General features: G+C 38.8%; 10 protein-coding genes. 1 reads left to right on the forward strand and 9 read right to left on the reverse strand.

The features are described from left to right. Positions 1–59: 59 nt before the first annotated feature. The 4 genes from BUA60_RS18230 to BUA60_RS18245 form a co-directional block, all read right to left on the reverse strand. Entirely contained in the window at positions 60–1,076 is a 1,017-nt protein-coding gene (locus BUA60_RS18230; RefSeq protein ID WP_072864234.1) for a zinc-dependent alcohol dehydrogenase, read from the reverse strand. 18 nt (positions 1,077–1,094) lie between these two features. Next, positions 1,095–2,243 (reverse strand): glycoside hydrolase family 117 protein, encoded by a 1,149-nt coding sequence (locus BUA60_RS18235; RefSeq protein ID WP_245802588.1) that lies wholly within the window; start codon positions 2,241–2,243, stop codon positions 1,095–1,097. A 239-nt stretch (positions 2,244–2,482) separates the two neighbouring features. Next, positions 2,483–4,129: a helix-turn-helix transcriptional regulator gene (locus tag BUA60_RS18240; RefSeq protein WP_072864237.1), complete on the reverse strand. Its 1,647-nt coding sequence runs from the start codon at positions 4,127–4,129 to the stop codon at positions 2,483–2,485. Between the two features lie 3 nt (positions 4,130–4,132). Next, positions 4,133–7,507 (reverse strand): VCBS repeat-containing protein, encoded by a 3,375-nt coding sequence (locus BUA60_RS18245; protein ID WP_245802581.1) that lies wholly within the window; start codon positions 7,505–7,507, stop codon positions 4,133–4,135. A gap of 326 nt (positions 7,508–7,833) precedes the next feature. Between BUA60_RS18245 and BUA60_RS18250 the strand changes: the two genes are divergently transcribed. Next, entirely contained in the window at positions 7,834–8,418 is a 585-nt protein-coding gene (locus tag BUA60_RS18250) for a transglycosylase domain-containing protein (RefSeq protein ID WP_143153229.1), read from the forward strand. 5 nt (positions 8,419–8,423) lie between these two features. Here the strand turns inward: BUA60_RS18250 and BUA60_RS18255 are convergent, their stop codons facing one another. The 5 genes from BUA60_RS18255 to BUA60_RS18275 form a co-directional block, all read right to left on the reverse strand. Beyond that, complete coding sequence (locus BUA60_RS18255) at positions 8,424–9,899, reverse strand: FG-GAP repeat domain-containing protein (RefSeq protein ID WP_072864241.1); 1,476 nt, start codon at positions 9,897–9,899, stop codon at positions 8,424–8,426. A 346-nt stretch (positions 9,900–10,245) separates the two neighbouring features. Next, positions 10,246–11,859, reverse strand: a complete 1,614-nt coding sequence (locus BUA60_RS18260; RefSeq protein WP_178347029.1) for a RagB/SusD family nutrient uptake outer membrane protein — start codon at positions 11,857–11,859, stop codon at positions 10,246–10,248. 31 nt (positions 11,860–11,890) lie between these two features. Next, positions 11,891–14,902 carry a SusC/RagA family TonB-linked outer membrane protein gene (locus tag BUA60_RS18265; RefSeq protein WP_072864245.1) on the reverse strand — a complete coding sequence of 1,004 codons (3,012 nt, stop codon included), beginning with the start codon at positions 14,900–14,902 and terminating at the stop codon, positions 11,891–11,893. Positions 14,903–15,939: 1,037 nt separating this feature from the next. Further along, entirely contained in the window at positions 15,940–17,643 is a 1,704-nt protein-coding gene (locus BUA60_RS18270) for a RagB/SusD family nutrient uptake outer membrane protein (RefSeq protein ID WP_072864420.1), read from the reverse strand. 64 nt (positions 17,644–17,707) lie between these two features. Next, entirely contained in the window at positions 17,708–20,914 is a 3,207-nt protein-coding gene (locus BUA60_RS18275) for a SusC/RagA family TonB-linked outer membrane protein (RefSeq protein ID WP_084532680.1), read from the reverse strand. Positions 20,915–21,230 lie beyond the last annotated feature (316 nt).

The following is a 21,230-nucleotide window of genomic DNA, read 5'->3' on the forward strand; positions in this document are numbered from 1 at the left end:
TTAGGTATTCAGGATGTTATCTTGACATTGTTATGGACAGCAATGCGCTGTGTTGAATTTTATAACTGACAGTTCATTAATACTTTCATTCCATCCGGATTGTTATCTATGCCTTCAAAAACTTTTTGAATGTTACTTAGTGGTTGTACGTCTGTTATCATCTGCGTAAAAGGCAATTTATTGGCAGTTACCAGAGTAATTGCCTTTTCATAATCTTCCTTTTCATAGACCCTGGCCCCTATTAATTTCAATTCCTTCCAAAAGAACTTAAATAGGTCTATCTCCTTTTTCTGACCGTGTATGGCCACCATAACAATTCTGCCCCTAATACCTGCAACCTCCGTCATTACATCCAATGCCGGCTGTACTCCGGCTACTTCGAAAACTACATCTGCACGCCGGCCTTCGGTTTGTTCCTTTACATATTCTATAAGATCCAACTTGGTAGGGTTTACTGCATTTAATCCAAGTTCTTTGGCTTTGGCTATACGCTTTTCATTTACTTCGGATACTATTACCTGTGCACCGGCCTCCTTAGCTACCATGGCCACCAAAAGGCCTATAGGGCCTCCTCCAAGTACCACAGCAGTTTCCCCGGCCTGTAGTCCGCTCATGCGCACATCGTGTACAGCAACGGATAATGGTTCCACCAAAGCGGCCAATTTTAAATCGGTTTCCGACTTCAATTTGTGCAGGGTAAAAGCCGGGACATTCCAATATTGCTGCATGGAACCTGGGCTATCTATACCAATGAATTTCAGATCTTCACAAATATGGTTAAATCCCTTATCACTGGGCTTGACTCCTCTATCGTCCAAAGGACGAACTACTACCTTATCGCCCATTGAATATCCGGTTACGCCTTCACCAATGGCATCTATGGTCCCGGACATCTCATGCCCAATAGTCAAGGGCATTTTCACCCTTTTATCCATCATGCCATGATAAATATGCACATCCGTCCCACATACTCCGGAATAGGCTACTTTTATTCTTACTTCACCCTTTACAGGCTGTTCTATTTCCTTTTCAATTACAGAGAAGGTCTTGTTTCCTTTGTAAACTGTTGCTTTCATTTAAATTGCTTTCTAATTTTATTTCGTTTCACCTTTGGCTGTATGGGAAGTTTTTCTTTCCGATGAAAAGCGCATGATGCTTTGATAATCTCCATTATTGTAAATATGTGAAAGTCCCCATCTCAGAATTTCAGTAGGTTCTTTTTCATTATCGGCAGTACGGTTAAGTCCTATGGCATGAGGGGCTCCCTTTATCGAGGCCTTTATGTCGAAGTTGATACCATCGGGAGCCCATTGTATGGTGTTCTTCTCCGGACCATCGGTCGTAATCAAAGCCGCTATACCTCCGTTATAGGGCCAAACGCAGATTTCGTGACCGCTATTGCTTATTGGGTTGTAGGGTGACTTTATATACGGCCCTTTTGGATTATCGGCAATGGCGACGCCATGGCGAATTTGTCTTCCTCCAAAGGTGATTTCTTCACCCATTTGTTCTCCCTTGTAATACAGATAGAATTTTCCCTTATATGGTAAAATACATGGATCGTGTACTTTGTGGCTGTCGAAATCGCCTTTCTTTTCAACCAGGAAACGGTTTTGCTCCTCCCCTTTCCAAATACCATTATCCGCAGGACTTAAAATAGGTTCTTTACTTTTTGTCCAAGGACCATTGGGGGAATTGGACCAAGCCAGTCCCACCTGGTTTTTTACCCGAACATTATAAGGCGATTTTACAGTCTGATAACACAAATAGTACATGCCTTCATGCTCCATAATTTCTACTGTAAACACCGAACGGTCGTCATACTCTCCCTTGTCCCCTCTAGGAACGGCCAAGCCCTCCTCTTTCCATGTCCAACCATCCTCGGAAGTAGCATACCATATATCACAGCGATCCCAGGGAAACACTTTATCATTTTCTATATCACCACCAAAACCTTGGGTAGGCCCGGTACTTTTAGAGTACCAAACATAATATTTACCATCTACCTTGATCATAGCACTGGGATCGCGCCTAACCACTCCTTCCTCATAGGCTAAATCTCCCTTTAAAGGTTGTAAATCACTGAATTCTATAAACCAGTCATTACCCAGATCCTGTGGCCACTGTAGCGCTCTTTTGGAGGCGGCGCTAAGGTGATTCCTATCGGTTATACCCAAATAGTCCAATTGTTGATCCGAAATTTCAGTAGATGGATCAAGACCAGAACCATTTTCACCTTCCATGTTTTTTTCCGATTTGGAACTACATGACGAAATCATAATTAAGAGTAACATAAGTAATGCATTTGTGTTTGTTTTCATTGGTTGTCTTATTTAGATTAACCTAATAATTAAGAAAATTCTAGATCTTAATTAAAGTCTAAATTTAGTCCAATGAACAATAAATACACTTAAATGCAACTAGACAAAAACTGTACAACACCCTATTTGCAAGCTTTCCCCGCTACAACAAGAAAGAAATCCTATAATTCCGCTATAAAGTCTTCCAAATTAGCACTTCTTGGCAATCCCATCTTTTTACGTAACCTGTAGCGCGTAGTATGTACCGATTCTACAGAAATACCGAGTAGCCTAGCCATATCCTTACTCGATAAATTCAGTTTTATCAAAGCACATATCCTATGATCACTTTGGGTCAACTGGGGATAGTTGGCCGTTAAGTTTTGATAAAAACTTTCGTTCACGTCCGTAAATCTCAACTTAAATTCCTGCCAGTTACTTACACTACTAACGGATATGGATCTAATAAAGCTATTGAGTTCCTTTTCATCTACTTTGCCCTGGTTCCCCTTGATTTTATCTTTTAACTCACCAAAAAGCTCATCCTTTTCTACAAGCTGAAGAGCGGAAGTAGCAAGTTCTTTGTTCTTAAGCTCCAACAGTTCCTTAGCCTTTTTTATTTCCAGCTCCTTGTTTCGTCGGATTAATTCCTTCTCTGCCTTATGCTTGGATCGAAGATATTTTACGTAAATCAACCCCACAATTATCAAAAAAATGATTCCAACCAAAAGTATGGTACGCTGCAAAAATGATATTTTATCGGCTTGTTCCAATTGCTCCAAGCGCTGTTGTTGGATTATCTTCAGCTGCCTTTCCTGTTCCAAGCGAAATTGATCCTTTATCTCCAAAAGTGGACGGTTAATTTCACTTCTACTATCAAAAAATTGGGCATCCAGCACCTTGGCCATATTTAAATTTTCATAAGCTTTTTCGAAGTTTCCCTTATCCAAATACAGGCAGGAAAGCCTTTCATAAATCAAGGGGGAAAAATCTATATGGCTATTATATTTAGAAGATATTTCCAAGGCCTCGATATATTTCTGCTCGCCCTCCTTACTTCTGCCCAAGGACGATAGTATGTCTCCCCAATAGGTATATACCAGTACCAAATATGAGGGTCTATTTTCCTTAAACCATGGCTCTATATTTTGCATTATTAATAGAGCTTCATTGTTTTTATCTTCTTTGGAAAGAATAAATGCCTTTTCAAAATCCAAATATTGTTTGTTCAACTGGCTGACTCTACCAGTATTAAAGACCGTAAAGCAACTATCCAAATATATATTCGCCATTTTTGGGTCATCCAATTCTCTATATGTAGCACAGATCAAATAATAATCTTCGACCAGACTTGAATTTGGAAGAATACCATTCTCTACGAGATTCTTTTTTATTTTAAGTGATGTATTTAGATAATTAAAGGCCTCATCCTTTCTTTTGAAAAAGCTGGACAGTCTACCCAAATAACCATATATTTTGGCCCTCAGAACTTCATTTCCTATGTCATCCGCCAAGAAAAGAGCATGCCATAAGGTGTCATAAGACTTGGCATAGTTTACTTGTTGACCATAGATATATGGCATCTCCAATAAGGCATTGATCGCTAACAAAGTATCTCCATAGACCAAAGCTTGATCGTGCACTTCTTGTAACACGATTAGAGCTTTCTCTGGATTTTGATATCTTATTTTCTTAGCATTGGAGAGAGTAGCGTTTAGATTATTGTTTGAGGTATCCACGGCTTTCTCTTGGGATTGTACCCAAAAGGTATAAAGTAATATTATAACCAATAGAAAACGGCAGCTAGTCTTTCTTTTTTTAATTGTCATTAATTAATTTTTCCGATCATCAACTTTAAACAGATCCTGACGATCGTTGTTATTGGCAATGAATATTAATTGGTAAGGATCCGCCTTTACGGCAACCATATTACGTACATCCTTGTCGGCAAAAAATCCTGTGTTTTTCGAAGGAACAAATTTGAACTCTCCCATGCCTTTTCCCTTTAAAAAAACACCTACACCGGCATCGGCCCTAGTAGTTTCCACTTCTGATTGATAATTGTTGCCGGCCATCAACAAATCCTTTGATCCATCCCCATCAAAATCATCGTACAATATACTATTTATAGGGGATTGCTGTACTTCATATGAAAAAGGCTGGAAAGAAAAGCCGGTTGCACCATTGTTGACAAAGATACCGGAGCGTAGTTCGGTAGCAGAATAATGCAGTGCCGATTCCAATCCCTTTCCAACTATTCCTTTCAAATCCTTGTTCGCAAAATCAGTATAAGTTGGAATTTTTTGCGCCAAATGTGGTAACTGTTGGGTCATACAGGATTTTCCCCTTACAGGTACCTCTTTGCCATTATATTCCTTGGCCAAAATTACATCCTCTATACCATTAAAATCGAAATCGGATGTATAGATTTGGAAGGGTTCCTCCTCAGAGGCGTGAAACTTGGAATTCAGTCCCAAGTTACCTGCCACAATATCCTGATCCCCATCCCCGTCAATATCAGTTACCAAAATCCTGTTCCACCAGCCTTTGGAGGTTAAAAGAGTTTTATACTCCTCGGTTCTTTCCAACTTATTCCCACGGTTCAAAAATACCTCTATTCCCATCCATTCACCTGTAACAACCAAATCCGTTTTACCGTCGCCATCAATATCGGCCCATTTTGCATCGGTGACCATGCCTATATTTTCGAGCTCAGGTGCCAATTCCTTGGTTTCTATACTAAAGTTTCCATTGTTATTAATTAGTAAATAACTTACGGCAGGATACGGATAACGTCCCGGAACCACACGGCCACCAACGAACAGGTCCATATCCCCATCCTTGTCATAATCATTGGCAATTACAATGGATCCTGCTGAAAGCATCTCGGGCAAACCGTTGGAATTGGTAAAATTTCCTTTCCCATCATTGAGATACAGCCTATCCTGCAGAGGCTTTAAGTCATTATAGAATTCGTAGCTTCCACTAACTACATAGAGGTCTTGATCGCCATCGTTATCGGCATCAAAAAAAGTAGCTCCTATATCTTCGAATAATTTATCCTTTTCAAACGTGGCCATGGACTTTTTCGAGAAACTACCGGAATGTCCAAGTAACAATTGCCCGGCTTCTCCCTTGCCTCCACCAACAAAGATATCTTCCGATCCATCCCCATCCACATCCGCTTTGGCCAATGCCGGTCCCAGTTGGGAAAGCTTATGTGGTAATAAAATCTGCAAATCGTAATCATTAAAATAGGGGTCTATATGCCTTATATCAGTTTCTATTCTGGTGAAAATGGGATTATCCGAACTACTATTTTCTGTGGTTCTTTCGACGGCCGATCCGTAGTTAATACTTAAGGTTTGATTGGCATTTACATTATCAAGCACCTGAACTTTACCGTCTGGCCAGATTACAACCATTTTGTCGACGGAATTGTTTTCGTCCAAACCAAAATACAGGGTATTGGGAACGGCAGACAAAAAACCTCGCGTAGGGGTTACTTGCCTGGTCTGCATTGTACCATCATGAAGGTACAGATTAACAATTGTTCCCAAACCAAATGTATTATTACCGGCCTTCACCAAGTTTAATTTAAGGAAGTTTTTCCCTTGAGACTCTATTGTGCCATTTTTTAAGAAGGTGGCCTTGTCATTGATATTATTGATGACAATATCCAAATCACCATCGTTGTCAAAATCAGCATAAGCCGCACCATTGGAAAAAGTGGCAACCGGATCTACCCATTTTTCAGAAACATCTTCAAAGGTTCTGTTGCCCTTATTCCTAAAGAAAAAATTATTGAGCTTTTGCTGTGGCAGCATTTGCGCAAATTTTAAAAAATCCTCAGCCGTTGGTTTTCTTCCATTGGCCCTAAGGGTTGCCAAGATTTCGTTATTCTTGTCCCGATCTATCACGTCTCGATACACTCCATTTGTGACAAAAACATCATTGAAACCATCAAGGTCAAAATCTGCCGACAACAATGCCCAACTCCAATCCGTATTGGCAATTCCAGACATATTACCAATTTCACTAAACGTGCCGTTTCCATTATTCAGCTGCAACATATTGTGCATATATTGGTAGTGATATCCCTTTTCTACCATTAACTCGAATTGATCGATGGAAGTCATGGCCATAGTGGTCTTGGATCTTACGTAATCCTGTGGATTCATGTCCAAAGTCATTAAATCCATGAGACCATCGTTATCAATATCGGCCATATCGCTGCCCATACTATTGAAAGACATATGCTTAAATAGTTTGTCCCTGGATTCCGTAAATGTACCGTCACCATTGTTGAGATAGGCCAGATCTGGAACATTAAAATCATTACAGACATAAACATCAGGCCAGCCATCATTATTTAAATCACCTACTTGTGGATTCAGTCCAAAACCAATATCATACAACAAACCTGCCTTTTTGGAAACATCTATAAAATGGCCGGAACCATCATTTTGATACAAGCGGTCGCTCCCCAATAATTCCAAGGTCTTAGGGTCACTTTGCACTTTATCCAAATCCAACACTTGTGTCCTACTGGTTATATCAGGGGTATTGGAGACATAAACATCCAAATCATTATCTTTATCATAATCGAAGAAAGTGGCCTGTATGGTACGATTGGCATCGGCCAGACCTAGTTCTTCCGCCTTTTCCGTAAAGGTAAGGTCGCCATTATTTATATAAAGTAAATTTTTGAATTTACCATTCTCAGCCTTCCACCCTCCCCGGGAAACATATATATCCAAAAAACCGTCTGCATTAACATCCGCCATGGTGACACCAGTATTGAAACCTGGCAAGTTTTTTATTCCCGCTTGTTCCGTAATATCCTTAAATTTCAGATCGCCTTGATTTAGAAATAACTTATCACCAGATGAGTTTGAGGTAAAATAAACATCGTCCAATCCGTCATTATTAAGATCTCCAACTGCCACACCTCCTCCTATGTAGGTATACATGTATTGATAGTAATTGGATTCCAAGGTTTCCTCTAAGGTATTTACAAAATCGAGCCCGGTTTCACTGGCTGGCATTGAAGTAAATAAATATTCATTTTGAACTATATCCTTAGCATTTTCTTCTTTCTTTTTTGAAGTATCGCAGGAGAGGAATCCTAAAAGAAATGCCAAAATTACAATTAGCGAAATTCGCCTTCCGATGTACAAAAACTGGTCATAAAATATCATAAACATAAATTGAAAATAACAAACGGCTTGTGCAATACAAAATACGAAGTTTATCTATAAAAATACCATCTACCGTAAGATTTTATTGAGATAAAACGCGATGATAATTAAATAGATAAGAGTTTACAAACCAATTAATAATGAAGCCTTTATACGGACTATTTTCCAAGAGCATTCAATTATCGTCATAATATTCCTGTCGGTTTTAAATTAGCTCAAAAATCTACTCTCTTTTGGTTAAAAGGAGACTTTATTTATTTGTAGCTAAGTAGAAAATAACTAGCTTAGTCCATATGCTAAAAAGAAGTAATCCGATATCGAATTGTTGAAAAATGAAACATAAAAAACGAGTTTTAAAAATTGTTATTTCGATTCTCATCGTAGCTGTTTCCTGTCCATTTTTGGCACACTACTATTTAAAAAACAGCTGGGATAGTTTTATGACAGAAAAGGAGTTAACAGAATATGTAACCAAGTTAAAATACGCTGAGGAATTACCGGATAGATTCTATGAATTGTACGAGGAGGAAAATCCCAATATTTTATCCTATAATTTAAATAGACAAATAAGAAATGGACTGTTTTCGGGTAAATTTACCAAAAGCCCAAGTCTTTTGGCTGCCATGATTTCTGAAATTAGTAGACAAGATAATGACAGTACAAAAATTTCCAACCGTAAGGCTTACTCCTTAGCTTGGAAATTAGAGGAAGAAACTACTCAAAAGGAATGCCTTAATTGGGTAATGGAGAATTACAAATTTGACCTTTATATCCACGGAATTAGTGAGGTTGCCAATTTTTACTTCAGAAAAGGTGTGTGGGAACTCAATGACCGGGAATTAAGGGATGTCATTGCTTTGATGAAAAAACCCAGTATAGTTTATGTTCCCGATAGATCCAATGAGGATCTACATTGAGATAATTAGTTTGTTTTATTCTCCAATTTTACCCAAGAAATATTCTCTTTATCCGAGATATTGGACTCCTCCGGACCAGCCTTAAAATTAAATGAACCAATAAACACATCCAAATCTCCATCCTTGTCATAATCGGACACGTCCAAAGTTTGCCATCTAAAATCAGGAAGTGCATTAATATATTTTGGTTTAAATTTTAATTCTCCTTCATTCATCAACAACTGAACACTTTTGAACTTTGGATCGGTAAAATCACCAAAATTGGAAATGGTTAGAATATCGGTGTCCCCATCCATATCAAAATCCTCCACCCTTATTTTGCTAATGCCGTGAATAGGCATAAAAAATCCTTCTGTAAATTCTTTTTCTCCCTTATTAATCAAGACCCTAATTCCGTGGTAATTTTTAAGTACCGTGGACAAATCTGAATTATCACCATTGCCAATAATAATATCCTTAAGTCCATCACCGTTCATATCCTTTAATTGAAAGTCCACTGCTCCGAAAGCCGGTTGAAATTGGATTACTTTCTTGCCATTTAAGATATTATTGTCATAATCCCAAATCATAATCATTTCATGTTCCTGGGCAAACAGGACTACGATCTCATCATCTGCATCTGAATCCATATTGGTTAATTCCACCTTTATAGCACCGGACATAGGTTGAAGTACTTTTTTGTTATAGCTGCCATTGCCCAAATTTTCATACCATGAGAAATCCCCCACATTATTACCATAATTACAAACCAGGACATCGTCATATCCATCTACATTGAAATCATGGATCAAAAAATCTACAGGCCTAATTAATCCCTCTATAGCATTGGTCCCAATTCTTAATCTCCCGCTTGCCTCATCTGAAGGATTTATATGGCCAATGGTCAATAGGTAATCCAAAGAATCCTTTATTATAATTTTCACGGGGGGACTTTCCAGTTTTTCCACATTTAATACATCCCCGTTGAGATCCAGAGTTAGCAATTTAGAGTTGCTACCATTCCCTAAAAATAACTTTCCACTTTGTTCATTATAAGAGGTCATGCTAATTAGTGGAAAGGAGTCAAGTTGAAAAATATATGACTCAAATAAGGTACTAGCCTCATAATCTTGAATATTGTTTTTAGGGATGCTGTTTTCGGATCGATTAAGGTAAAAATGAACTATCCTATCCCAATCTTCCTGACTCAAAAGTGGCTCTAAGTTTTGAGTTGATTCAGAATTGCCATAAGCATAAATAGGACCATGGGACATTCCCATTTTTAATCCCATATTCGGTAATATTTTTTCGCCCCAAACCCTTCTGGGCAGAATGCCAGGTTCAGGGAACATATGGCAAGAGCCACAATGAATTTTAGCTAGACTTTCCCCTGCTGCATGCTTATTCTCTTTTGCACATTGTATTGAAAGTGATAACAACCCTAGACCAAAAATAATTTGGGTTTTGAGACTTATTCTTTTGTATTTATTTGGATTTAGCATCAATATTGTTGAATTGATATGTGTCAACAGTGGTCCAATCTTTGTTTTTTGACTATTTTTATGTATCCACGCCCGTTGTTTAAGGAGCATAATTATGTACATACATTACACTTACCCATTGGGTCTTATTGTTTCCCAGCGTAAAAGATAACATATTAACTACACCTATGACTAAAAAATAGTTCTATAATGCAGAACTTAAAATTGCCTTGTCAAATACACCTTCACAATTAAATGATAACTCGGGCGCCAAGGAGGGCTAATAAAAAACACAACGGCAAAATCTCTGAAGAAATTTAACCGCTGTGTTCTTGCTAACTCAAAACTAACTACTATAATCTATCTTCTAATTGCCTAGATTAGGATTTTTTTCAATTTCTTGTTGTGGTATGGGGGCGTAATAATTGTCTGTTCCCAATGAACCTAGAATTGGATTTTGGGCCGTGGTCAACGGTTTCGGAGAACCAACACCATTTTCGTCATATTCCGTACCTATAGAAACCCTCGGGTTTCTATTGCCCAAGGCCTCTTGAACCTTTTCTTTACGTACCAAATCGTTCCAGCGGATAAACTCGCCCGCAAATTCCCATTTTCGTTCAGTAAAGGCCAAATCCTGGATAGAACCATCCCCTACCGTCAGGTCACTCGGAGCTGGGGTATTAGTTGGCAATCCTTCTGCACGTCTATGTACCATGTTGAGCGCTTCCCAAGCGTCTGCACCTGCTGTGCCAGCCTCCCCAGAAGCCTCGGCATAAATTAATAGTACCTCGGCATACCTCATATACAAATCACTACGAAGGGTTTGAAATTGTGCCCAATCCCCATCGGCCAAATCACCCACAATCTTTCTTAATATAGGATTTTGCTGATCTTTGAACTCTTCCCAACGAAGTATTCTGGTAGGACTGTTTAAATTAATGGCACCATCATCACCTACTGGCAACTCGGCATAATAAGTAGCATCCTTTCTAGCCCCATCAGGCATATCCTCAAAAAAACGGATTTCAGCAAATGTTTCCTGCCAACCGTTAAGACCTGGATCGGATGGTAAACCCAATTTTCCCATTTTACGGTTGGTTAGGTTGCCAGCGGAATTGCTATATGCAATGGTAAACACACCTTCCTGGGTAAATCTTCCTGCTAGGGACCATAATTTGGCCAAGTCAGGTTCCAGTCCGAAACCATGTGATGCGGCATTATCGATAACAGTTTTAGCACTTGATGCTGCTTGGGCGTATTTACTGGCATCCTTTAACGGAAAACCGGCCCAGTCCATATATAATCGTGCCAAAAAAGCTCTTGCAGTTCCTTTACTTGGCCTAGTAGAACCAACATTGGTACTAACTGGCAATCGCGATTCAGCTTCCAAGAGATCACTCTCTATTTGTTGAAAAACCTCTACTTGTGAAGCTAAGCTTGGTTGCTGAAATGGATCTACTTCCAAAACCAGAGGAATTCTTCCGTGTATGCGCATTAAATGATTGAACATAATTGCTCTTAAGAAATAAGTTTCACCTACCAATCTTTCTTGTTTTGTAGGATCAGGATCCGGCAAAGTTTGTCCCTCCACACTTTGTAATACGGTATTGGCTGCACGAATCATCTCGTACACTCCATTCCAGTTGGTAAGTGTTCTAGAATTTTCAGGGGTCACGAATCTTTGGTCATATTCCCTAAAATCGGCCTTATTACTGGCGACGTGAGTGGTAATATCATCTCCCGACCAACCATTTACATAAAAGGTAGACATCCAGGCAGCTTTGTTCAACTTGCCATAAATACCGGTAACTCCAAGCTCCAATTGGGGCATAGAACTATAGGTCACAACTTGCGACTGGGAACCGGCAGGATTTTCCTCAAGATCAAACTGCTCACAACTATTGAAACCCAATGCTATAGCTACAATGCTAAAGAGCCCCAAAAGTTCTTTAAATGATTTATAAATTTTTATTGTTTTCATATTTTCCATGTATTTTTCTATTAGCATTTTTTTAGAATCCAACTTTTACTCCCAAAGTATAAGTTCTTGGGTTAGGATAGGCTCCTACGTTAATTCCTGGAGCAACGTCTTCATTCCCTTGATCCCCTCTTCTTGAGGACAATTCTGGATCATATCCACTATAATCGGTAATCAAGAAAAGGTTTTGCCCACCAACATACAACTTAAGTGTTGTATTGGACAGCCCTGCAAAATCTTTAAAAGTATACCCAATATTTAGATTGCTCAATCTTACAAAATCACCTTTCTCTATGTACCTAGAAGAATTGAACAACTGCACTGTAGCAGGGATGTCAGTTTCGTTACTTGGCGTCCATTGATTAACCTGATCTGCGGCCATAAAACTCCTTGAATCACCAGCGCCACCGGTAATCCCAGCTTGCATTAAATTATAGATATCGAAGCCATGGGAACCGTTCAAGAATATATTTATATCCCAATTTTTATATGAAATGGTATTATTGAAACCCCAAGTGAGCGTTGGTGTACCATTACCAATGGCACCAAAAACAATTTCGCCATTTTCATCCCTTAAATATTTAGCATCACCTGGTTTTTTACCAAAGGCTGCTGCTGCGGAAGCTTCGGAACTTTTCCATGTACCCAAAAAGGTAGCTCCATTAAGTTGTCCCAATGGCTCGCCCAATTGAATAATATTGACCACCCTAGCCTGTCCTCCTGGAGCTTGGTACTGACCGTCGATCTGTTCAAGCCCATCGAATAATTGAGTAACCTTATTCTTAACATGTGACACTGCCAAGTTTGAATTCCAGTTTAAATTTTTAGTTTGGATAATATCATATCCCAAAGCTACATCGAAACCAAAATTTTCAACTTCACCAACGTTCTTATTTACATTTCCACCACCATTGGTCCCCGAAACCGGTACATTTAATAATAAATCGGAAGTTACTTTTTTATAGCCATCCACGCTAAAACTACCTCTACCCGAATTAAATCCTAAATCTATACCCACGTTGGTCTGACTTGTAGTTTCCCAAGTAAGGTCTTCATTGGCAAAACTGGTAATGAAAGTACCTGGAGATGGTGCACCTCCTGTATATGCATAAATATTGTTACCTAAGTTGGCATAGGTGCCATAAGTACCAACACCCTGGTTACCTACCTGACCCCAACCGGCCCTAAGCTTTAAGTTGTTAATATAACCAGAATTATTCCTAGGGTTAATTATACTGTAACCCGCTGCAACCGAAGGAAAGAACCCCCATTTTTTACCCGGTCTAAATACCGATGTTCCATCATAACGCCCTGTTGCCGTAATTGATAAATTATCATCAAGTATGTACTCTGCACGTAACATAAAAGAGGACAACTCTCTTTCTCCAAAATTATTACCTATAGAAAAACCTGAAGCCGTTTCCGCAAAATAAAAACCGTTTGGCAAGAGAAGGTTATCTGCATTATAATTATTACTAATATTTTTTGAATTGGAATATTCTTGTACCCCAGTCAATTTTAAATCATGTATTTCACTAAATACCTTTTGCCAAGTAAATATGTTACTCAATTGATATGCCGTGTATTTATTAGTACTAAAATTGGCATCAGGGGTGTCGTCCGCCCCTTCAACGGCATAGCGTTGAACATTATAATTATTGACCTGGGCTCCAACAACCATGGTATAACTAAAATTATCGGTAAACTGATAAGTAGTGTTCAACGTAGCACTAAATCTCTCATCCACATCACTCGCCTGAGTTTCGTTCAATGTTAGAACCGGATTCAGGTTCAAGGAGGCAATACCTCTCAATGACCTTCTATTATATAATCCGTTGGCATCATAAATTGGAGTAGTCGGATCCCAAGTATTGGCTTTGTACATTAAACTACCTTGACCGTTCCCCAAAGCCTCGAAGTTATTTTTCTTTTCTCCTCTAGTCCCAAATATATTAAGACCAACCCTTAATTTATCACTAATTTGAGCATCTAAATTAGATCTTAGTGACAATTGCTGATATCCTGTATTAATAACTATACCTTCTTCATCCCTATAATTTCCAGACAGGAAATAACGTAGTTTCCCTTCGGAACCACTTGCAGAAATTTGTAAATTCTTACTTACAGCTGTCCTCAAAATTTCATCCTGATAGTTAGTTCCTCCATTAGCTTCCAAATCAGCAATTTCGGCATCCGTGAAGGTCGGATTTTGACCGATACTCAATTTTCTAATATTTTCTATTCTCGCAAACTCACCAACATTATCGGCCAGAGTTGGAAGTAGATCGGGAACTTGGGAAATAGCTGTAAAATAGTCTACATTAATTTTTCCTCTTCCAGAACCTTTTTTAGTAGAAACAAGAATTACACCATTGGAACCCCTTACCCCATAAATTGCAGTTGCCGAAGCATCTTTCAATACATCCATAGAGGCGATGTCATTTGGATTAAGTGTACTTAGATCACCTCCCAATACACCATCTATAACAACCAGCGGGTCGTTATTCCCAGTAATGGAATTAACACCTCTAATACGCACTTTTATACCGGCACCCGGAGCTCCGTTGGCTTTTGCCACGGTAACACCCGCGGCTCTACCTTGTAAAGCCTCATCCACCCTCGTTAAAGGTTGGTTTGCAAAAGACTCCGAACTAACCCTTGCTACGGCCCCAGTAACATCCTTTTTCTTTGCCGTACCATATCCTATTACAACCACCTCATCCAACAACTGTTGATCAAGTTCCATATTAACATTTATGGTTGTTTTTGAACCTACCACAATATTCTGTGTAGTATAACCTACATAAGAAATCACCAATTCATCTGTTGGCGAAGCTTCAATACTATAATTACCGTCAAAGTCGGTCACCACTCCAGTGGTAGTACCTTTGATTACAATATTGGCCCCAGGTATAGGCTGGCCAAGTTCATCAACAATGGTACCCGTAATGGTCTGTTGGGCGTTAGCCTGCTGAAAACCCATTAATGCAAGAAATATTCCCGCCAGGAAACATTTTCCCACAAATTCGAAAAGTTGTTTTTTCATAATCATTAAAGTTTAGTTAAAATTGAGTTTACTGGTTAATTTTTTATTTACTTCGCAAGAGGTTAAATCTTTTTAATTACTCCCTAATACAATGGTTTATTAATTTAACCTTCGATCGTTGAAGTCTTACACATTGTGAATTTGGCAGTCCATTATTAGTAAAATTGCTTATTCATTAATTTTATGGTGGGGATTTTTGCTTGTCCTTAATTTTGACGTTGGAAAACTAATGATTCTATATTTTTGATTGCCAAATAGGCACTAGACAAAAACTAGACAAGTTCAAAAAACCTGGTTTATCCGTTTAAATAAGGACATTTCCATTAATTTCTAGCTTGGTTTTAAGTATTCAAAAACTGTTAGAAATTTGTCTTTACCAATTTTATTTTGAGGGAACAAACAAAGGTTCCTAAATTTTCCTTAACAAATAGCAACAAATGGTTCCATGTCTATAACATATGGTTTTATGTGCTTTTGAAGATGTTGCCATACTACAAATTAACCGTCAAAAATAAATCTTGGCATAACTTTGTTTTGATAGTTACATGTTATCCAATTTAACTTGGTAAAGAAATTAATTTGATTAAAGAGTGTATTGCCAAATATTATCCGTCGATTGCACTATTTTACCCAATGTTGAATTGAATAGGAAAATATGAAGGGAACACAATATAAAATAATGCTTGCCCTTAAAATAGATTCAATATAGTTATGGGCCCAACATTCTAGTTAACCATAGCTATTATTCCAAAATTAGGAAATCCAGTTCGGGTGGTACTGGTCAGTTTTAATAAAACCAACTCTAGTAACAAACCTAAATTATATCCCAAAGCCCGTAATAAATTCGGTAGGGTAGAAAAATCGATGTCGATTTATTGATATACAACTCCAACCAATTTATCAGCCTAGATAACAAAAAAGCCATCCAAAAATTATTGGATGGCCTTTGAACTAACTCAACTAAAACTAATCATATACTCTATGCCCATCCACTATGGACAAGTAAAATCTATTACCATTACAGTTTCAAAGGTTGATCAATAACCATCATTTTGAACCATGGATGGAGCCTTTTCCACTTCGGAAGCAGGAATTGGCAAATAGTATTGACGCTCAAACCAAGGTCTATTCACTACGGTGTACTCTTGATTGGACACAGTGCCATCTGCAGCCATGGTCCATTTAAGTCCCTTGACATCAAACCCTAAATGATCTTCATTCATCCAACGTCTTTCGTCGAAGAAATTATGTCCCTCAAATGCAAGCTCCACGCGTCTTTCCCGTTTTATGTCCTCCAGCAATTCGGCTCCAGAAGAGGTAATTGCAGGTTGAAGGGCCCTTGTGGACACCTTACTGACAAATTGCCTAGCAATGTCTTCTTGTCCCAAATGATATTGCGCTTCGGCATAGTTTAAATAAACTTCGGCCAAGCGATAAAGAATATAGGGACGATTGGGGGATACATCGGTTAACCCCACACTTTCATCCTGAAATTTCCTGATATTATATCCAGTCTTGGAAGAATGTCCTGTATTGCCCAAACCTTGTGGAGAATCCAAACCATGCGGTTGAGCATCTACATCCTCGGACAAATAATATTGGATATCTCGACCTCTGAATTGAGCCCCGTTATAGTTAAGGTCTGCATAATAGCGTAATTCCCTATTCTCATTGGGATTGGCTGGATCATACCCCCCTTCGGAAGTGCTGGTCCCATCCGCCATATTGTATAATAGGGCAAAATTATGGGTTGGTGAGGACAATGCCCATCCACCATAGCCGCTTGGTGCCTGAGTCTGATTCCATAGGGAATTGGCATCAGTCCCAAAATCGTAATAAGCCGAACTAAAAGCCCTGGCAAAAAGAATATCCTGATTGGGCGATAAAAATAAATTATGATATTCGGTGGCATCCGCAACAGGGATCAAGTCCCGTGCCCCTACAATATCTATAATTGCTTTGGCCGCATCGGCTGCGTCTTGCCATTTAGTAGACTTACTATAATCATAAAGTGGTCCGTTAGGTGCTGTGCTCGGATCATGCAGTATGCTTGCCGCATATAGTAAAGTTCTGGACTTTACCGCGAGGGCAGATAATTTTGTAGCCCTTCCAAATTCACTGGCTGGCCTAGATTCCGGTAATATAGCCGCAGCCTCGTCCAATTCTCTTACAATAAAATCCACGCACTCCTCATAACTATTCCTAACCAAATCAAAATTATCATCCAATCCCAAAGCATTTTCTAAAATAGGCACTCCACCATAATACTTTATTAACTTGGTATAAATATTGGCCCTTAAAAATTTCATTTCCGCCTTAAGGAGATTTACCCTATCTGGATCCGTTTGCATTGCTTCTGAAGCATCTATTTTGTCCAGGAATTCATTGGCCGATCTTATATAACTCCAATAATTACTCCACTTTTCCCCTAGAACACCAACATTACTCGGAGTCCATCCCGCTCTTAGCCTAAGTTGATCCAAATCGTTGAAATTAAATCTAGCTTCAAAGGATCCAACTTCAATATTAAACCTTCTGGACCACCATTGAAACTTATTTAAGCCCCAGCTCTCAGTACTATTGTATACAGGATACACCAACCGTTCTACTTGATCGGGATCACTGTATATTAGATCTTCTGCGAAGGCATCGGATGCTTCAGTATCCAATACATCCTCACATCCCACGCCTACAACAAGCACCAGAATTGCCCATATATATGCTAATTTTAGATTTTTCATATCCTTATATTTTTTTATTATCTTCTTTCTATTGATTTCCATGATTAATTATTATGAAACTCCTTTAAAAACTAAAGTTAAGTCCCAAAGTATAGGTCTGTAAGGATGGATAAGTGCTTTGTCTAAAGTCATAATAACCATTTGCTTCGGGATCTAAACCTAATTTGGCAACATCCGAGAACATGGTAAGGATATTGTATCCTCTCAAAAACACTTTTAAATCTCCAATTTTGATATCTTCCTTTCTAAAGGTATATCCCAATTCCACTTGTTTTAATCTAACAAAGGAAGCATCGTGAAGCCATAGATCGGCTCCTTCAAAATTTTCTGCACTTCCACTTTGATTTGTACTATACTTATCTCCAGTATTAAAAGCCCTCGGATATCTAGCATTCCTGTTTTCCGGGGTCCATCTTTGATTATAAAGAAAATCCGGACGAGCACCAGGACGCTCAAAAAATATCAACATTTCAGCCTCGGCCTGACCTTGGAACAGAAAACTAAAGTCGAAATTTTTATAATTAAAGCCTCCGAAAACTCCAAACTGAATTTCTGGAACATTTGAAGAATATGCCCTGATTCTATCATTGGCATCAATTGAACCATTGCCATCGGTATCCAAATAAATGGGTTCGCCCTCTATAGTTCCCGACAACTTTACCGGAGTGGCATCTACCTGAGCCTGGTCACGAAATATCCCTGCAGTAGGATAAGTTACATAAGAATCCATGGAATGGCCTTCTCTTTTCCTCCATTCTGGAACATCTGCCGCTTCGGCCAAATAGACCACTTCATTCTTGGCTTGGGTAAAATTAGCTCCAAAATTATAACTAAAATTGTCATTGACCTGGTCTCTCCATCCCAACTCCAGTTCAAGACCAAAATTATCTACTTTTCCTATATTCTCGGCAGGCAAGGTAATACCTGCCGCATCTGGAATGGCGGCAGCTCTGGTTACCAAAATATCCTCCCTCTTTTGGTAGAAGTAATTGATATCCCCCGACAATTTATTATCGAACATCGTAAAATTAAGTCCTAAATTCTTCATGTAGGCTGTTTCCCATGTGATATTAGGGTTTGGAACGTTAGCACTTGTATAACCGTTATAACTAACCCCAGGCGAACCGAAAACAGCATAGTTTGGTTGTGGATTATTAGTGGGCCCACCATAATTATAGCGAGTCAAGTACTGAAATGGCGCTATACGATCATTACCCATTTTTGCCCATGAAGCCCTTAATTTAAGTGCATTTAACCATTCAACATTCTCCATAAAAGATTCTTGATTTATTGCCCAAGAACCGGCTATACTAGGAAAAGTACCAAATCTTTTTCCCGGTCCAAAGTTGCTGGAACCGTCATGGCGAATTGTAAAATCGATAAAATATTTTTTCTTGTAATCGTATGAAAAGGAACCAAAATAATTTAGACGTCCCCATTCTTGGGATTCACCATAGGATTGTTGCCCGTCATCACTTCCCGCAAATAATTCGGAATGGTCGTCCGTAGGAAATCCTCTGCGCTCAGCCCAAAAGTTACGCTGATTAGATGTGGACTGTTCAATACCGGCAAAACTACTGATCGAATGATTATCCCCTAAGACTTTGGAATAATATATGGTGGCATTGAGCAACAGCTCATCATATTTCCAAAAACTTTCACGTAGCGTTCGTTGGCGGCCTTGCCCTTGAGCGAAACCTTGAGATGGAATATATTCACCAGACCCTTCTTGAAAAGTATAAACCGTCCAAGGTGTATACCAAGATTTAATATCATTGTTCATTCTTGTTACACCTGCAAAACCTTTGGCCCTTAAACCATCAATTAAATTATCCAACCTCCAATCGAAGGAAAATTTACCGCGAAGCTCATTATCAATTCTTTTGTTAAAACCTGACTCATTGGTAGACATAATATAAGGGTTCGCACCATTTTCTCCGCCCCAGCCAGGTAATCCGTTGGGATATATACCTACTTCTGTAGGCTCATTCGTATTAATTCTACTATATATTTCACCCTCACTTACCCCTGGCTGATTTCTATCACCAAATCTACCGGATAAGTCTACTCCAAGGGTAAAATTATCAGTTAGGTTAATGTCTATATTGGAACGCACCTGTTTTTGCTTAAAATTCAAATCTCCTGAATGGTACATCCCCACCTGCTCTACGAAATCACCACTCACAAAATAGTTTACGTGTTCACTGCCACCCGAAATAGAAAGTGAATTCCTGGATTCCGGTGAAGATTTGGCAAATGTAAGATCGGCCCAATCTGTATTCGGATAATTGATAGGGTCCGTGCCCGAAGCGTAATTATTAATATCTTCCTGGGTAAAAGGTAGAGGGGTGCCATTTCTTTCCGCTATTTCATTGTTATAAATTGCATATTCCTCTGATGACATTAAATCTGGAGTGGCAGAAAAACTGGATACGTTGTAAGATGAGCTAAAGTTAACACTAGGCTTCCCAGACTTACCTCTTTTAGTGGTAATCAAGATAACTCCATTAGCTGCCCTAGCCCCATAAATGGCGGCAGCCCCATCTTTTAGGACCGTCAAGGATTCGATGTCCTGCGGAGCTAAATGCGAAAAACTGCTAGCCGTAATACCATCTATAAGAATAAGTGGAGAGTTATTATTTAAGGTCGACTTACCCCTTATCAAAAGCGTAATATCATTTCCATCAGTGGAACCTGGTAATCCTCCCCTATCCGAAATAATTAAACCCGGCACTCTACCTGAAAGTGATTTGGCCAAATCCTTATTCCCTGCCTTTTCTATCTCTTCCGAGCTTACGGTACTTACAGAACCCGTTAGCTCTCCCTTTTTTCTTGTAGTATAGCCTAACACAACTACTTCATCCAACTCCGAAGTGTCCTCAGTTAAAGTTACATTCAATTCCGTATTGGAGCCAACAGGAACTTCCTGTGATTTATATCCTAAATAAGAAAATACCAATACGGCAGCATTGTCGGCAACCTCTATGCTATAATTTCCATCAAAATCAGTAGTAGTACCTTGTGAAGTACCTTTTATAACAATACTTACACCTGGTAAGGGTCCCAAGGCATCCGAAACGGAACCGGTAATTGTTTGTTGTAAGCCCTTATAATCTAGATTTTCACCAACCTCTATATAGCTATAATTACTTACTGAATTGTTTGCATTTGTGGTAAGTGTCAATAAAAAAACTGCCGTTAATTTAAAAAGGTGAAACTTTTTAATTGGTGAGCCTTTGCCCCCTACATTGGTTAACCATTTAATTTTCATAAATTTGATTTAGTTAGAGTTAAACATACCCCACGCCAATGGGGTTTTACTTTACCTCATGCTGTGCATGAATTTTCTGGAGGGTGTTATCGCACTCTCCTTTTTTTTTGAAATGTCCTATATCTTAGAACAAACAGGATATTATTCCTTTTACACAAGAAAAACGTGTAGCTTATTATTATCTAGGCCTATTGCCAATTTGATAATTTTCAACATCCTTCTACAAAGAAAAAGCAAAAAAAGGGGGTGTTATTTGCAAAACTTAACATTAGGTAGCACTATTTTACCTCATTTGAGTTCTATATTCTCAAGAAGA

It is taken from the genome of Arenibacter palladensis, assembly GCF_900129275.1.
GTDB classification, from domain to species: Bacteria; Bacteroidota; Bacteroidia; order Flavobacteriales; family Flavobacteriaceae; genus Arenibacter; species Arenibacter palladensis.